The sequence below is a fragment of the Mesorhizobium sp. M1D.F.Ca.ET.231.01.1.1 genome (assembly GCF_003999155.2).
In the GTDB taxonomy this organism is placed as follows: domain Bacteria; phylum Pseudomonadota; class Alphaproteobacteria; order Rhizobiales; family Rhizobiaceae; genus Mesorhizobium.
In genome coordinates this window covers 828813-841878 of sequence record NZ_RZOZ02000001.1, presented here as the reverse complement: position 1 = coordinate 841878, position 13066 = coordinate 828813, and the positions used below count along the sequence as shown (strand labels likewise).

The 13066-nt window shown below is 62.9% G+C and carries 16 protein-coding genes, 3 tRNA genes and 2 pseudogenes; 13 read left to right on the top strand and 8 right to left on the bottom strand.

What is annotated here, in order from left to right:
- Window positions 1-22 precede the first annotated feature (22 nt).
- Both EN874_RS04260 and EN874_RS04255 read right to left on the bottom strand, forming a co-directional pair.
- Complete coding sequence (locus tag EN874_RS04260) at window positions 23-796, bottom strand: NAD kinase (RefSeq protein WP_127424160.1); 774 nt, start codon at window positions 794-796, stop codon at window positions 23-25.
- 433 nt (window positions 797-1229) lie between these two features.
- Window positions 1230-1376, bottom strand: a pseudogene (locus tag EN874_RS04255) (MBL fold metallo-hydrolase); the annotation flags it as partial.
- Window positions 1377-1400: 24 nt separating this feature from the next.
- Between EN874_RS04255 and EN874_RS04250 the strand changes: the two are divergent.
- On the top strand, window positions 1401-1562 hold the full coding sequence (locus EN874_RS04250; RefSeq protein WP_245513488.1) for a hypothetical protein: 162 nt from the start codon (window positions 1401-1403) through the stop codon (window positions 1560-1562).
- Between the two features lie 29 nt (window positions 1563-1591).
- On the opposite strand, the gene EN874_RS04245 is transcribed toward EN874_RS04250, so the two are convergent.
- On the bottom strand, window positions 1592-1792 hold the full coding sequence (locus EN874_RS04245; protein WP_127424159.1) for a DUF2905 domain-containing protein: 201 nt from the start codon (window positions 1790-1792) through the stop codon (window positions 1592-1594).
- Window positions 1793-1977: 185 nt separating this feature from the next.
- On the opposite strand from EN874_RS04245, the gene EN874_RS04240 reads away from it, so the two are divergent.
- The 4 genes from EN874_RS04240 (at window position 1978) to EN874_RS04225 (ending at window position 3460) form a co-directional block, all read left to right on the top strand.
- Window positions 1978-2289 (top strand): DUF3303 family protein, encoded by a 312-nt coding sequence (locus EN874_RS04240; RefSeq protein ID WP_127424158.1) that lies wholly within the window; start codon window positions 1978-1980, stop codon window positions 2287-2289.
- A 201-nt stretch (window positions 2290-2490) separates the two neighbouring features.
- Window positions 2491-2566 (top strand) — tRNA-Thr (locus EN874_RS04235).
- A gap of 75 nt (window positions 2567-2641) precedes the next feature.
- Complete coding sequence (locus tag EN874_RS04230; protein WP_127424157.1) at window positions 2642-2809, top strand: hypothetical protein; 168 nt, start codon at window positions 2642-2644, stop codon at window positions 2807-2809.
- A gap of 339 nt (window positions 2810-3148) precedes the next feature.
- Window positions 3149-3460, top strand: coding sequence for a BA14K family protein (locus tag EN874_RS04225; RefSeq protein WP_127424156.1), 312 nt, complete (start codon window positions 3149-3151; stop codon window positions 3458-3460).
- A 250-nt stretch (window positions 3461-3710) separates the two neighbouring features.
- On the opposite strand, the gene EN874_RS04220 is transcribed toward EN874_RS04225, so the two are convergent.
- Window positions 3711-4070, bottom strand: coding sequence for a hypothetical protein (locus EN874_RS04220; protein WP_245513447.1), 360 nt, complete (start codon window positions 4068-4070; stop codon window positions 3711-3713).
- A gap of 171 nt (window positions 4071-4241) precedes the next feature.
- Here EN874_RS04220 and EN874_RS04215 point away from each other — a divergent pair, with 171 nt between their 5' ends.
- On the top strand, window positions 4242-4601 hold the full coding sequence (locus EN874_RS04215; protein ID WP_126084140.1) for a hypothetical protein: 360 nt from the start codon (window positions 4242-4244) through the stop codon (window positions 4599-4601).
- Here EN874_RS04215 and bhcR read toward each other — a convergent pair whose 3' ends face one another.
- On the bottom strand, window positions 4602-5423 hold the full coding sequence (gene bhcR, locus EN874_RS04210; protein WP_127424154.1) for an HTH-type transcriptional regulator BhcR: 822 nt from the start codon (window positions 5421-5423) through the stop codon (window positions 4602-4604). It abuts the gene before it with no gap.
- Window positions 5424-5630: 207 nt separating this feature from the next.
- Here bhcR and gcl point away from each other — a divergent pair, with 207 nt between their 5' ends.
- From gcl to EN874_RS04195, 3 genes are all read left to right on the top strand, one after another.
- Complete coding sequence (gene gcl, locus EN874_RS04205; protein ID WP_127424153.1) at window positions 5631-7412, top strand: glyoxylate carboligase; 1782 nt, start codon at window positions 5631-5633, stop codon at window positions 7410-7412.
- A gap of 168 nt (window positions 7413-7580) precedes the next feature.
- A complete protein-coding gene (gene otnI, locus EN874_RS04200) occupies window positions 7581-8378 on the top strand; it encodes a 2-oxo-tetronate isomerase (RefSeq protein WP_127424152.1) in 798 nt (265 codons plus the stop codon).
- Between the two features lie 107 nt (window positions 8379-8485).
- Window positions 8486-9373 carry a 2-hydroxy-3-oxopropionate reductase gene (locus EN874_RS04195; protein ID WP_127424151.1) on the top strand — a complete coding sequence of 296 codons (888 nt, stop codon included), beginning with the start codon at window positions 8486-8488 and terminating at the stop codon, window positions 9371-9373.
- A gap of 61 nt (window positions 9374-9434) precedes the next feature.
- Here the strand turns inward: EN874_RS04195 and EN874_RS04190 are convergent, their stop codons facing one another.
- The gene (locus EN874_RS04190) at window positions 9435-10304 is read right to left on the bottom strand and encodes an RNA methyltransferase (protein ID WP_127424150.1); all 870 of its coding nucleotides are present in this window, start codon (window positions 10302-10304) and stop codon (window positions 9435-9437) included.
- A 200-nt stretch (window positions 10305-10504) separates the two neighbouring features.
- On the opposite strand from EN874_RS04190, the gene EN874_RS04185 reads away from it, so the two are divergent.
- A tRNA-Tyr gene (locus EN874_RS04185) sits at window positions 10505-10589 on the top strand.
- 69 nt (window positions 10590-10658) lie between these two features.
- A tRNA-Gly gene (locus EN874_RS04180) sits at window positions 10659-10732 on the top strand.
- 77 nt (window positions 10733-10809) lie between these two features.
- Here EN874_RS04180 and EN874_RS04175 read toward each other — a convergent pair.
- The gene (locus tag EN874_RS04175) at window positions 10810-11268 is read right to left on the bottom strand and encodes a YidB family protein (RefSeq protein WP_127424149.1); all 459 of its coding nucleotides are present in this window, start codon (window positions 11266-11268) and stop codon (window positions 10810-10812) included.
- Window positions 11269-11393: 125 nt separating this feature from the next.
- Here EN874_RS04175 and EN874_RS04170 point away from each other — a divergent pair.
- Window positions 11394-11652, top strand: a pseudogene (locus EN874_RS04170) (GlsB/YeaQ/YmgE family stress response membrane protein).
- A gap of 111 nt (window positions 11653-11763) precedes the next feature.
- Here the strand turns inward: EN874_RS04170 and EN874_RS04165 are convergent.
- On the bottom strand, window positions 11764-12651 hold the full coding sequence (locus tag EN874_RS04165; RefSeq protein ID WP_127424148.1) for a DMT family transporter: 888 nt from the start codon (window positions 12649-12651) through the stop codon (window positions 11764-11766).
- Between the two features lie 286 nt (window positions 12652-12937).
- Here EN874_RS04165 and EN874_RS04160 point away from each other — a divergent pair.
- A partial coding sequence (locus EN874_RS04160; protein ID WP_245513479.1) for a GTP-binding protein occupies window positions 12938-13066 on the top strand: 129 nt, incomplete at its 3' end.

The window sequence follows — 13066 nt, the reverse complement described above, 5'->3', positions numbered from 1 at the left end:
GTGTCATTCTCCTTGCGCCGGCTCAATAGCGGAATTGCTCGGCAAGAATACGCTCGTTCCATGAATGATTGGGGTCGAACAGCAGCGTCGCCGTCGCCGTCGGCGATTCCCGCACCGTGACCGAGGCAATCGCCTTGACCTCGGTGTGATCGGCGGCGGCGTTCACCGGACGCTTTTCCGACTCCAATATGTCGAAGCGCACGGTCGCTTTGTTGGACAGCAGCGCGCCACGCCAGCGCCGGGGCCGGAAGGGGCTCACCGGCGTCAGCGCCAGAAGCGGCGCGTCCAGCGGCAGGATCGGCCCGTGCGCCGACAGATTGTAGGCGGTCGAACCGGCCGGCGTCGCGATCATCACGCCGTCGCAGTTCAGCTCCTCCAGCCGCACCTGCTCGTCGACGGTAATGCGGATTTTGGCCGTCTGATAGGACTGGCGCCAAAGCGCCACTTCATTGATCGCGAGCGCCGAGACCGTTTCGCCCTCATGGGTCACCGCCTGCATCTCCAGCGGGCGGATCGTCTCGGATACCGCTCTCGAGATGCGCTCCTCGAGGCCGCCGGCGCGATATTCGTTCATCAGGAAGCCGATGGTGCCACGGTTCATCCCGTAGACCTTCTTGCCCGTGCTCATCGTGTCGCGCAGCGTCTGCAGCAGGAATCCGTCGCCGCCGAGCGCAATGACGATCTCCGCCTCGGCAACAGGTATTTGCCCGTAGCGCGCCGACAACGTCTCCAGCGCCGCGCGGGCGTCGTCGGTGTCGGAAGAGACGAAGGCGAAACGGCTGGCTTCTTTGCTCATGGGTCCCGAACGGCGACCGCTACCGCCTGTCGGGTCGCGCCGGCGACGGCGTAGCATGCGCCGCCCGCATCTGCAAAGGGCGGCGTGCCGTACCAAGCGGCCAAGGAACGGCGCTCGCGCATCGTGACAGCCATGCAACGAATGTGATGGCTGCAATGGTTAAGACGAAGCTTAAGCACTCGTAAAGCCGGATCGATCATGTTAGCCGGCAGTGGATGGGTGGCGGGGGCTAGCCAGTCGAGAGACCTGTCTATTGCCGGTGACGCGTCTGATCATAGTCTTCCTGATGATGGGAAGTTTCGCCCTCATGTTCGCCGAATTGGTGCGTCATTCGGAAGAGATGAGCCAGCGGCCGCAGCCCACGATCTCCCGCTGCGGCGATGCCGCCGGAACGCCTTGTCCGCAAAGGGCGCTTTAAGCCGATCCGGTCGCCTCAGCGGCTCGGCTGCAGATGGCAGCCGGCCTTGCGCTTCTGCGCCAGATACTCGTCGATGAGCTGGCGGTAGCGCACCTTGCCGAAGCTCGGGAAATGGCCGCCATGCACGACCGACACGTCGATGTCGCGCATGGCAAGCAGCGTCTCCGCCTGCAGGAGATCGGCCTGGTGCGCGCCGATATCGACGGACCGGCGGTTGGTGAGCTCATTTTCAATAACATGAACATGATGTTCATCGAGTTCGTGAAGCGAGACGAGGCGATGATACCGGAGCTGCGCGCGGCGATAACGCGGCAGAACCGGGTGCTGGTGGCGGCGATCGGGGTGTGAGACGAACGAGGCCGGGGTCGGAGCATTCCCTAACGGTTGATCAGCCATAGGATGGCTGAGAGCGCGACGCCGATCAGTATTCCCGTGGTGATGGGAACATAGAGTCTGAAGTTCTCACACTCGATCACGATATCGCCTGGCAGCCTGCCAAGGCCGATCCGGGTCACCCAGGGCCACAGCAGGCCTACGGCAACTATGCTGAGACCAACGACGATCAGTGTGCGCGACATGGCGGCATCCTGCCGGAGAATGGCATCTGCCCGAAATATAGTGGCAACGGGCCTTGCAGGCAGTGCTCCCACCTTCATGGCGTGATGCCTACCTCTATTGGAGCAGACGAGGGGATGATCGAAAGTCCGCCTCGGGGGCTACAATGCCGCTTTGGGTTTCGCGATCACCCGAGACGGAGGAGATTATGAAATACCTGGTCAATTGGAATGAGCGGCCACAGGGGTCGGCGATCGAATACGAGAACGTCCAAAAGCGCATCCTGAAAATCTTCCAGCACTGGGAAATACCCAGCGAAGTCAAGGTGCATGCCTTCGTGGTGCGCGTGGGCGAATGGGGCGGAAGCATGCTGCTCGAGGTAGAAGACGCGCTGATAGTCCACAAAATGTGTTCGACCTTCCCGGCGTTCCAATTCGACGTCCATCAGGTCATCGACGTTCCGGACGCGGTCCGCGTCGAGATGGAGGCTATCAAATGGCGGGATGAACTTCCTTCGTGAGCGGCCGCCGATGCCGCATATTCGAGGCGTAGCGCAATCTACGGCTGAATGGTTTGTCGCGCGGGACATTAGCGTCGAACGAGCGATCGGGATGACGCCCCGAGGTTCGCAACTCTGCCGGCCAAGCCGCGGGGTCCATTAGCAACCCAAAACAGAGTTTTTGTCTTTACTGGCGCATCAGATGTGCTACCGGAGCGCCGTGCCCTTGTAGCTCAGCTGGTAGAGCAGCGGTTTTGTAAACCGAAGGTCGCGGGTTCGATCCCTGCCGGGGGCACCAGTCTGTACATGCTGAAAAGCCGCGCGACGCTTCCTACATCTCTGTCAGGTGCAATTGCACCATACGGGGTGCCGCATGATCAGATTCGTCATCATCCTGCCGCTCATCGTCGTGACCTGGCTTCTCCTGGTGAAGGCCGTCAGCGATTTGAAGAAAGCCAACATCGACTGGACCGGCGTCACCGCCATCATCGGCTTCATCGCGCTGGCTTTCTGGCTGAGGCACATCACGGGGATGGGTTGAGGGAGTGAATGGTGAGTGGTGAATAGTGAATGGACGGATCCCTTTGGGCCATTCACCATTCACCCAGATCGATCGGACCTTTCGCCGCTTCGCCACACGGCAAGGTGACCATCTTCCTTTGACGAGAAGACCTTTTGCCTTGAAGGGCGGCCGCATGGCCGCCTTTTTCGTTCGATCCATGACCGCCTGCGTCGAGTTGGACGCGCCTAGCTGAAAGAGGCCATTTCTTCGGCCTCTCGAAAAATCTCAAAAAAACGCCTCGAACCTTTTTCCCGGTCGCCGCGACAGATGATCAAGAGGCGGATGGATCGCCTCGGTCACGAAACCAAGGAGATCATCATGTTCAAGCGCACGCTCGTTTCGACCCTTATCGCCACCGCCGTCGCCGCCGGCACTCTGGCCGGCACCGTTCAGCCCTCGGCCGCCCACGGCCATCATCACCGCCGCGAACTCGGCATCGGCATCGCCGCCGGCGTCGGCGGGTTCGTCCTGGGCAGCCTGCTCGCCCAGCAGCCGCCGCGCACCGTCTATGTCGAGGAAGATGGCGGTTCCTGGCATGTCCGCCGCTGCCTCGCCCGCTACGACAGCTACGATCCGGGCTCGGACACCTATATCGGCTACGACGGCTATCCGCACTACTGCCGCCTCTAGAGCATGATCCTGAAAAGTGGGGACCGGTTTTCGGAGAAGATCATGCTCCAACAAAGAGTTAGATCAGGATGGCGATTCAACGACGCCATCCTGATCTAAGAACAGGGCGACCGTCCCAGCAATCGGAAGAGGGGCCTTCGCGGCCCCCTTTTTCGTTCAGCGCTGGAGCATGATACTGGCCCGAAGGTCAGCAAAAGCAAAAGGCGGGAACCGGTTTTCGGAGAAGATCGTGCTTCAACGAAGAGTTGGATCATGTCTCGATCGCCAATCCGGCGGCGCGGCAGGCGGCGGCAACGGCAAGCCCGGCATTCGGCGCTTCATCGCCCATCGCGACGAACTCGAAGCTGTTTCCGGCATCCGGGTAGATCTTGGCAATGAAAGGTTCGCCGGAGCCGCCAGACGAACGGCTGGCGTCGACATGGCCGCACGCCACGATCTCCCTGCGGCCGTTCAGCGTCCGCTCACCGGCAAGCATCGTCCCGAACTTGGCGGAGACAGGATCCTTCAAGTGCTGGCGGACCCCGGCGGTGATGATCTCCTCGAGCGCGAGCGAGATCGGTACGGGATCGACACGCTGGCTGCCGGCATCCGGTTTGGGTGTCGCCGCCACGCATCCGCAAAGTGAAGCGGCGAGTAAGAGTAGAACCGTTTTCCGCATCCAGGCCCTTTCGCATGCATTCGAACGCCGCGGCAAGACGCTCAGGCCCCATGCAGCCTCTGGTGTACAGTGATTTTGGGAACGTTTAGTCTGGTGCCCGATGGGCAATCAGGGGAGGGAGCCTTGGACAATCACGATCCGAAGGATGACCTGATCGAGCCGGTTTTTCGCAACGGCACGGTCACCACTGTCGGCATCCTGCTGGCTTTCTCGCTGGGCTTCATCACCCATTGGGCCGCCAACCCGATCCCCTGGCAGACCTATCACCTGATCGCGGTTCTACCGATCCTGGCCGGCATCGCCCTGCAGATGCGGGCGCTGGCCATGCTGCTCGACACGAAATCGCTGCAGCGCCCGGTCTATGCGCGTGCCAACCGCATCTTCATCAGCGGGCTCGTTTTCACGGCCAGCGGTGTCGGGCTGGCGATCTTGCTCGATTTCTTCGACATTGCGACCAAAAGCGCCCTGCCGGGCGCCTCCTGATCAGCCTGCCACCACGCCGCCAATCATCTTGGTCACCTCGGCCGCGGCCTCGCGCACCAGCGGGCCGATCTCGGCCAAACGCTCCGGCGTCACCCGCACCGTCGGGCCGGAGACCGAAACGCCGCCGATCGGCTCGCCGAACTCGTTGAAGATGGCTGCGGCCACGCAGCGCATTCCGGGATGGCGTTCCTCGTCGTCGACCGACCAGCCGCGATGCTTGATGGTCGCGAGATCATGGGCGAGCGCCGAAATGTCGGACAGCGTCCTGTCGGTGTAGCGCTGCAGGCCGGCCTTGCGCAGGATGGCGGCGACGCGTTCCGGCTCGAGATGCGCCAGCACCGCCTTGCCAATGCCCGAAGCATGGAAAGTACTGCGCGTGCCCGGCCGGAAGAAGGCGCGGATCGCCTGATGCGTCTCGACCTGGCTGACGAAGACCACGCAATCGTCCTCGGCGACGCCCAGATTGGCGGTCTCGCCGGTCTTCTCCATCAGTTCCTGCATGACGATGCGGGCGCGGTCGACCAGTTTTCTGCGACGCAGGAAGGCCGCGCCCATGCGGTAGGTCTCGACGCCGATCGACCAAAGCTGGTCGGTCGTATCGAATTCGACCATGCCGTGGTTGTCCAGCGTCGTCAGCATGCGATAGGCGGTGGAGGCGGCGATGCCGCTGCGGGCCGCGATCTCGCTTAGCGACAGGCCGCTGGCTTCCGCGACGATCGCCAGGATGCGCAGCGCCCGGTCGAGCGACTGCACCGAGGCCGCCTCCGACGGGCCGTTGAAGGCGCGCGGCCGCCCGCGCTGGCGCTTTTCCGTGGGTTCCACGCGCATATTCTGGCCGATTTCCTGCGTGACGCAATGAAAAAGTTTTTCACTGCTTTCCTGTGACGCTTTCTGGAAAACGGAAAGCGCCGCAAAATCAATGAATAAGTGCCATTTTCTAGAAATGAAAAAATATTCTGAAAAAGTTGAAAAATCGGAAGCTCGCTGGCATTCTCAAGCCAACCAACGAAAACGAAGTGGAGGCTTGACATGGCCAGGATGCGCGCTGTCGACGCTGCGGTTCTTGTTCTCGAAAAGGAAGGCATCACCAATGCCTTCGGCGTGCCGGGCGCGGCGATCAACCCGCTCTATTCAGCGCTGAAGGCGCGCGGCACCATCCGCCACGTGCTTGCGCGCCATGTCGAGGGCGCCTCGCACATGGCCGAAGGCTATACGCGGGCCAAGGCCGGAAATATCGGGCTCTGCATCGGCACCTCCGGTCCTGCCGGCACCGACATGATCACCGGCCTCTATTCGGCCTCGGCGGACTCCATTCCGATCTTGTGCATAACGGGCCAAGCTCCCCGCGCGCGCCTCAACAAGGAGGATTTCCAGGCCGTCGACATCGCCGCGATCGCCGCGCCTGTCGCCAAATGGGCCGTCACCGTCATGGAGCCTTACCTGGTGCCGATGGCGCTGCAGAAGGCGTTCCACCTGATGCGCTCGTCGCGGCCGGGTCCGGTCCTCATTGACCTGCCGGTCGATGTGCAGATGGCCGAGATCGAATTCGACATCGACGCCTACGAGCCGCTCGCCCCCTTCAAGCCGGCGATGACGCGCGCCCAGGCCGAGAAGGCGCTGACGATGCTCAATCAGGCGGAAAAGCCGCTGATCGTCGCCGGCGGCGGCATCATCAATGCCGACGCGTCGGACCTGCTGATCGAGTTCGCCGAGGTCACCGGCGTGCCGGTCATCCCGACGCTGATGGGCTGGGGCTCTATCCCCGACGACCATCGGCTGATGGCCGGCATGTGCGGCCTGCAGACCTCGCACCGCTATGGCAATGCGACGTTGCTGGAAGCCGACTTCGTCTTCGGCATCGGCAACCGCTGGGCCAACCGCCACACCGGCTCGGTCGACGTCTACACCAAGGGCAAGAAATTCATCCATGTCGACATCGAACCCACCCAGATCGGCCGCGTCTTCGCGCCGGATCTCGGCATCGTCTCGGATGCCGGTGCGGCGCTGAAGATTTTGCTCGATGTCGCCACCGAGTGGCGGACGGCCGGCAAGCTGCGCGACTGGTCGGGCTGGGCCAAGGAATGCCAGGGCCGCAAGAAGACGATGAAGCGCAAGACGCATTTCGAACAGGTGCCGCTGAAGCCGCAGCGCGTCTATGAGGAGATGAACAAGGCTTTCGCCCGCGACACCACCTATGTCACCACGATCGGCCTGTCGCAGATCGCCGGCGCGCAGTTCCTGCATGTCTACAAGCCGCGCAACTGGATCAATTGCGGCCAGGCCGGCCCGCTCGGCTGGACGCTGCCGGCCGCGCTTGGCGTGCGGGTCGCCGATCCGGACCGGGACATCGTCGCGCTCTCCGGCGATTACGACTTCCAGTTCATGATCGAGGAACTGGCCGTCGGCGCGCAGCACAAGCTGCCCTACATCCATGTCGTGGTGAACAACGCCTATCTCGGCCTGATCCGCCAGGCGCAGCGCGGTTTCTCGATGGATTACGAGGTGAGCCTCGCCTTCGAGAACGTCAACCGTGCAGACGATCCCGACGCCGGCTACGGCGTCGACCATGTCGCGGTCGCCGAGGCGATGGGCTGCAAGGCGGTCAGGGTGAGGAAGCCGGAAGAGTTCGCCGGCGCCTTCAAGGAGGCGCAGCGGCTGATGAAGGAGCATCAGGTTCCGGTGGTTCTCGAATTCATCCTCGAGCGCGTCACCAACATTTCCATGGGCACGGAAATCGACAAGATCACCGAATTCGAGGAGCTTGCCGAACGCAACGAGGATGCGCCGACGGCCATCATGATGTTGGACTAGGCGTGCTGATATTCAGGTGAGGCAGGCCTGCAAACGGCGCCTTCCTGCGCTTCCGGTGCTCACGTACAGAAAGTATGCTCCGCTCCGGTTCTGAGAAGTCACCGTTTTCGGCTCTGCCTGACCTGTATCTCAACACGCCAAGGGCAGGCCGAACGAAGGAGAAAAAGAATGCCGCGTTTTTCAGCCAATCTTTCGATGCTCTTCGGCGAGCATGATTTTCTCGACCGCTTCGATGCCGCCGCCCGCGCCGGCTTCAAGGGCGTCGAATATATCGGGCCCTACGACCATGCGCCGGACGTCGTTGCCGCGCGCCTGAAGAAAAACGGCCTGACCCAGGTGCTTTTCAACCTGCCGGCGGGCGACTGGGCAAAGGGCGAGCGCGGCATTGCCGCGCTGCCTGACCGGGTGCCGGAATTCCGCCAGGGCGTCGCCAAGGCGATCACCTATGCGCATGCGCTGGGCTGCGAGCAGATCAACTGCCTTGCCGGCATCGCGCCGCAAGGCGCCGATCGCGCCGTGCTGGAAAACGTCTTTGCCGAAAACCTTGCCTTCGCGGCCGAGAAGCTGGAGCAGGCCGGCATCAGGCTGCTGATCGAGCCGATCAACACCCGCGATATTCCGGGCTTCTTCCTGAACTACACCGACCAGGCGCTGGCGCTGATGGACCGCATCGGTTCGAAGAACCTGTTCCTGCAATACGACATCTATCACATGCAGATCATGGAGGGGGATCTCGCCCGTACCATCGAGGCAAACCTCGGCCGCATCGCGCATATCCAGCTTGCGGACAATCCCGGCCGTCACGAGCCGGGGACGGGCGAGATCAACTACCCCTTCCTCTACGAGCACATCGACCGTCTCGGCTATTCCGGCTGGATCGGCGCCGAATACAAGCCGAAGGCCGGCACGGATGCGGGACTCGGTTGGTTCGGGCAATTCGCCGGGCAGGGGAGTGCGGCGGCTTAAGAGCCGGCGCCGAAACTGCCGATCTCCCCACCTGTGGGGGAGATGGCCGGCAGGCCAGAGGGGGACGCGAAGGAAAGCGACCTCGGTAAATTTGACGGAGAACCACAATGGAAACCATCGGCTTCATCGGGCTGGGCATCATGGGCGCGCCGATGGCGGGGCATCTGCTCGACGCCGGCTACCCGGTCGTCGCCAGCGACCACCGCTCGAAGCCGCCGGCCGACCTCGTCGCCAAAGGGCTGAAGACCGTCACCGGCCATGACGCGGTGGCCAGGGCCGCCGATATCATCATCACCATGGTGCCCGACACGCCGCAGGTTGCCGACGTGCTGTTCGGCGAGAGCGGCGTTGGTTCGGCCCTGACCAAGGGCAAGCTCGTCATCGACATGAGCTCGATCTCACCTATCGCCACCAAGGAATTCGCGAAGAAGATCAACGATCTCGGCTGTGACTATCTCGACGCCCCGGTGTCGGGCGGCGAGGTCGGCGCCAAGGCGGCGTCGCTGACGATCATGGTCGGCGGCGAGGAACAAGCCTTCGAGCGCGCAAGGCCGGTGTTCGAGAAGATGGGCAAGAACATCACGCTCGTCGGCCCGAACGGCGTCGGACAGACGACCAAGGTCGCCAACCAGATCGTCGTTGCGCTCACGATCGAGGCGGTCGGCGAAGCCCTGGTCTTTGCGTCAAAGGCCGGCGCCGATCCGGCGAAGGTCAGGCAGGCGCTGATGGGCGGGCTCGCCGCCTCGCGCATCCTCGAAGTCCATGGCGAGCGCATGATCAAGCGCACGTTCGCGCCCGGCTTCCGCATCGAACTGCACCAGAAGGACCTCAACCTGGCGCTCGAAGGCGCGAAGGCGCTCGGTGTTGCGTTGCCCAACACCTCGACCACCCAGCAACTGTTCAATTCCTGTGCGGCCAATGGCGGGGCGAAGGAGGATCACTCGGCGCTGGTGAGGGCGCTGGAGCGGATGGCGGGGCATGAAGTGGGTGAATAGTGAATGGTAAATGGTGAATGGGATGGCGCCCCGGCCATTCACCCCGGCCATTCACCATTGACTATTCACCATTCACTTTCTCCAAAAATTTCCTGGCCGCATAAAGACTGACCGCCGCCGCATTCGACACGTTGAGCGAGCGGATCGCGCCGGGCATGTCGAGCCGGGCAAGCGTTGTCACCGTCTCGCGCGTCTTCTGGCGCAGCCCTTTGCCCTCGGCCCCAAGCACCAGGGCGATCTTGTCGCCAGCGAATGTGTTCTCAAGCTCGGCTGGCCCGTCCGAATCGAGGCCGATGGTCTGGAAGCCGGCTTCATGCAGCTGTCCCAGCGCGTCAGCCAGGTTCTTCACCTCGATCTGGTCGATATGCTCAAGCGCGCCGGAGGCGGATTTCGCCAGCACGCCCGATTCCTGCGGGCTGTGGCGGGCCGTGGTGATCAGCGCGCCGGCGCCGAAGGCAACCGCCGAACGCAGGATGGCGCCGACATTGTGCGGATCGGTCACCTGGTCGAGCACCAGCACCAGCTTCGTGTCGCCGAGTGCGTCGAGGCGTTTCGGCTTCAATGGTTCGGCCTCGATCAGCACGCCCTGATGCACGGCGTCCGATCCGGTGATCCTGTCGATATCCTTCGGCTCGACCAGCTCGGCCTTGAAGGGCAGGGCGGCAAGATCGCCAATCGCCAGCCGTTCGGTCGCATTGCGCGTCACCAGCATTTTTTTGATCTTGCGCCGCGGATTGTCGAGCGCCGCCCGCACCGTGTGCAGCCCGTAGAGCCTCACCAGTCCGTCGGCGGGTCCTTCGCCCGGCGGCACCGGCTGGCGCGGCCGGAAAGCGGGTGCGCCGCCCGCCTTCTGGTCGCGATGCGCGCGCCTCAGCTTGGCGTAGTGGGTGTCCTTGCGCGTGCCGGGCTTGTCGCTTTTGTTGTCGCTCATGCCGGCCTCTATAGCCGTCCCGTCCGGCTAAGGATATGGCTTGCGGCAATGAATGCCGAACATCCTCGAAAAACCCTGGCCGCGCCGGTTGACACCCACCGACCTTGCCGCCATAAGGCGCATCGCTGATTTCGGAGAAGATCCTTACTCGGGCTCCGGATCGGCGTGAACGCCTCGTTGCATGGCTCCGGCGGCAGACTGGAGAGGTGCCCGAGTGGTTAAAGGGGACGGACTGTAAATCCGTTGGCTTAGCCTACGTTGGTTCGAATCCAACCCTCTCCACCACTGCCGGCCCGGAAGCCCTGAAACGAAAAAGCACCGGAAGTGTGCCGCTGTTTTCCGATGCGATCGCAAGCGGGTATAGCTCAGTGGTAGAGCAGCAGCCTTCCAAGCTGAATATGCGGGTTCGATTCCCGCTACCCGCTCCAGATTTCCATCCGCATCGCCAGTCGCACGAAAACGCCGCGCGCCGCGGCGCGCAGCGCATCCTGTTTGGTCCTGCCGCCTAGCTGTTGAAGGCCGAGGCGACCTGATGGTTCTGCGGGATCTGGCCGTTCGGCGTCAGCTTGTCGACGATGCCGGGCAGTGCCGCCGACAGTTGCTGCAGCAGCTCCTGTTCGTTCAAACCCGTGCGCTGCGCAATTTCGCGGATGACCTGCGGCCCGATCGCTGAGCCGAGGTCGTTGGCATTGATCGGCTGGTTCTGACCGGTGCCGACCCAGGAATCGGCAACGTTGCCGTGCCCCGCGTCTTTCAGCTTGTCGAGCAGCCCGCCCAGTCCGCCGAGCAGGCCGCCGTCAGGGGAGGTTCCGGTATCGGCCGGGGTCGGGGCCGGAGCTTGCGGTTCGGCCGGCTGTTCCTCGCTCCCGCCGCTCAGCATCTTGCCGACGAGCAGCGCGCCGAGCGCGATCATCAGGGGTTTGGTGATGTTGCCGCCGGGAACGGCGTTGTCAAAAAGGCCCATCATGGATCTCCTATCAACCAAGTCCGCCCGGCGCCAGAATGGCCCAACCGGGGGGAATTTCAAGCTGTCTTGAGCTTTTGACAATCATATGAAAATGATTGGCACGGCGGGGATTGGAGGGAAAAATGGGCATCATCAGCTGGATCATTCTCGGCGTCGTCGCCGGCTTCATCGGCAGCAAGATCGTCAATAAGTCCGGCCAGGGCATGATCATGGATATCGTGCTCGGCATTGTCGGCGCCATCGTCGGCGGGGTGATCTTCAGCGCCTTCGGCGCATCGGGCGTCACCGGCCTCAACATCTGGAGCCTGATCGTCGCCGTCGTCGGCTCGGTCGTCGTGCTCTGGGCCCTACCACCAGTTCTCCGGCAAGCGCACGCTGTAGCAGCATAGACGAAACCCGCAGCCGCTTCCGCCGCGCAGGCGCCAGTTGGGCCGGTCGCGGCGTGCGATCGCGATGGCGATATTGGCATCGGATCGGCGCGATCCGGCAGCCTCAGGCGACGACCGCCAGGCGCCGCCGCCTTTCGTCGAGCGACACGATCGCCAGGCCGCTGCCGATGACCAGCAGGATGCCGCAGACGGCGAGCGCGTTCGGGAATTGGCCGAACACCAGCAGGCCGGAGATCACCGCCCAGACGGTGAAGCAGTAGTAGAACGGCGCCACCGCGCTCGTCGGTCCGACGCGATAGGCCATGAAGATGAAGAAATGGCCGAAGATCAGGAACAGGCCGGCGCCGGCGATCAGCAACAGATGGCGGCCTTCCGGCACCACCCACTGCTCGGAAACGAGATGCGCGACGCCTGAGCCGGCCAGCACGACCACGACCGCGGAGATGGCCACGATCATCCCGGGCACCTCGGCGTCCACCTTGCGCCCGGCGAGATCGCGCGCCGCGGCCAGGGCCGCGTTGCCAAGCGCCAGCAAGGCATAGGCGGAAATGCCTTGCATCGTCGGCTGCGCGACCATGACGGCGCCGGCAAAGCCGAGGCCGATCAGCGCCATGCGCGCGGCGCCGATCTTTTCGCCGAACAGGATCGAGGATCCGACCAGCACGATAAGCGGCGTGATCTGCCCGAGCGCCGTCGAATCGGCGATCTGCATGTTGGCCAAGGCCACGACGTAGCAAAGGATAGCGGCCAGCTCGCAAAGGTTCCGGCGCAGCACCTTGCGCTCGAAAAGCAGCGGGAGCTTCTTGCCGTAGCCCAGCATGAAAAGCAGCGGCATGCCCCAGAGCGTGGCGGCCGCGCCGCGCAACAGCAGCACCTCATAAGGCGGCAGCCCCGCGGTCGCGAGCTTCATCATCGTGTCGTTGACGAGGTAGGATCCCGTCGAGACGATCATGAACAGCGGGCCGCGGATATTTGCCGGAATGAACTGCATTCGCCGAAGAAATCAGAGGCGTGTCGCGGCGGCAATGGGCCAGTTCCGGCCGATCGGGCGTCTATCCGCGCGAAGCTGTCGATGAGGCAGCCGAGGCGTCAAGCCGCGACCATTTGAATTCGCCTGTCGCGATCCTATATCCGCGCTATATCCCTGAAATCGGATCGTTGGTTCGGGTCGAGCAAAAGAAGGCTCAGCCACAAGGCACTTGTGTTTTTCGGCCGTTGTCGCTAATCGCCCCGCATTCGACTGAACTGAAGGTCAAGGCCGCCCAAGGAAAGAGACTATGGCAAAAGGTAAATTCGAGCGCACCAAGCCGCATGTGAACATTGGCACGATCGGGCACGTCGATCATGGCAAGACGTCGCTGACGGCGGCGATCACGAAGTATTTTGGCGAATACAAGCGCTATGAC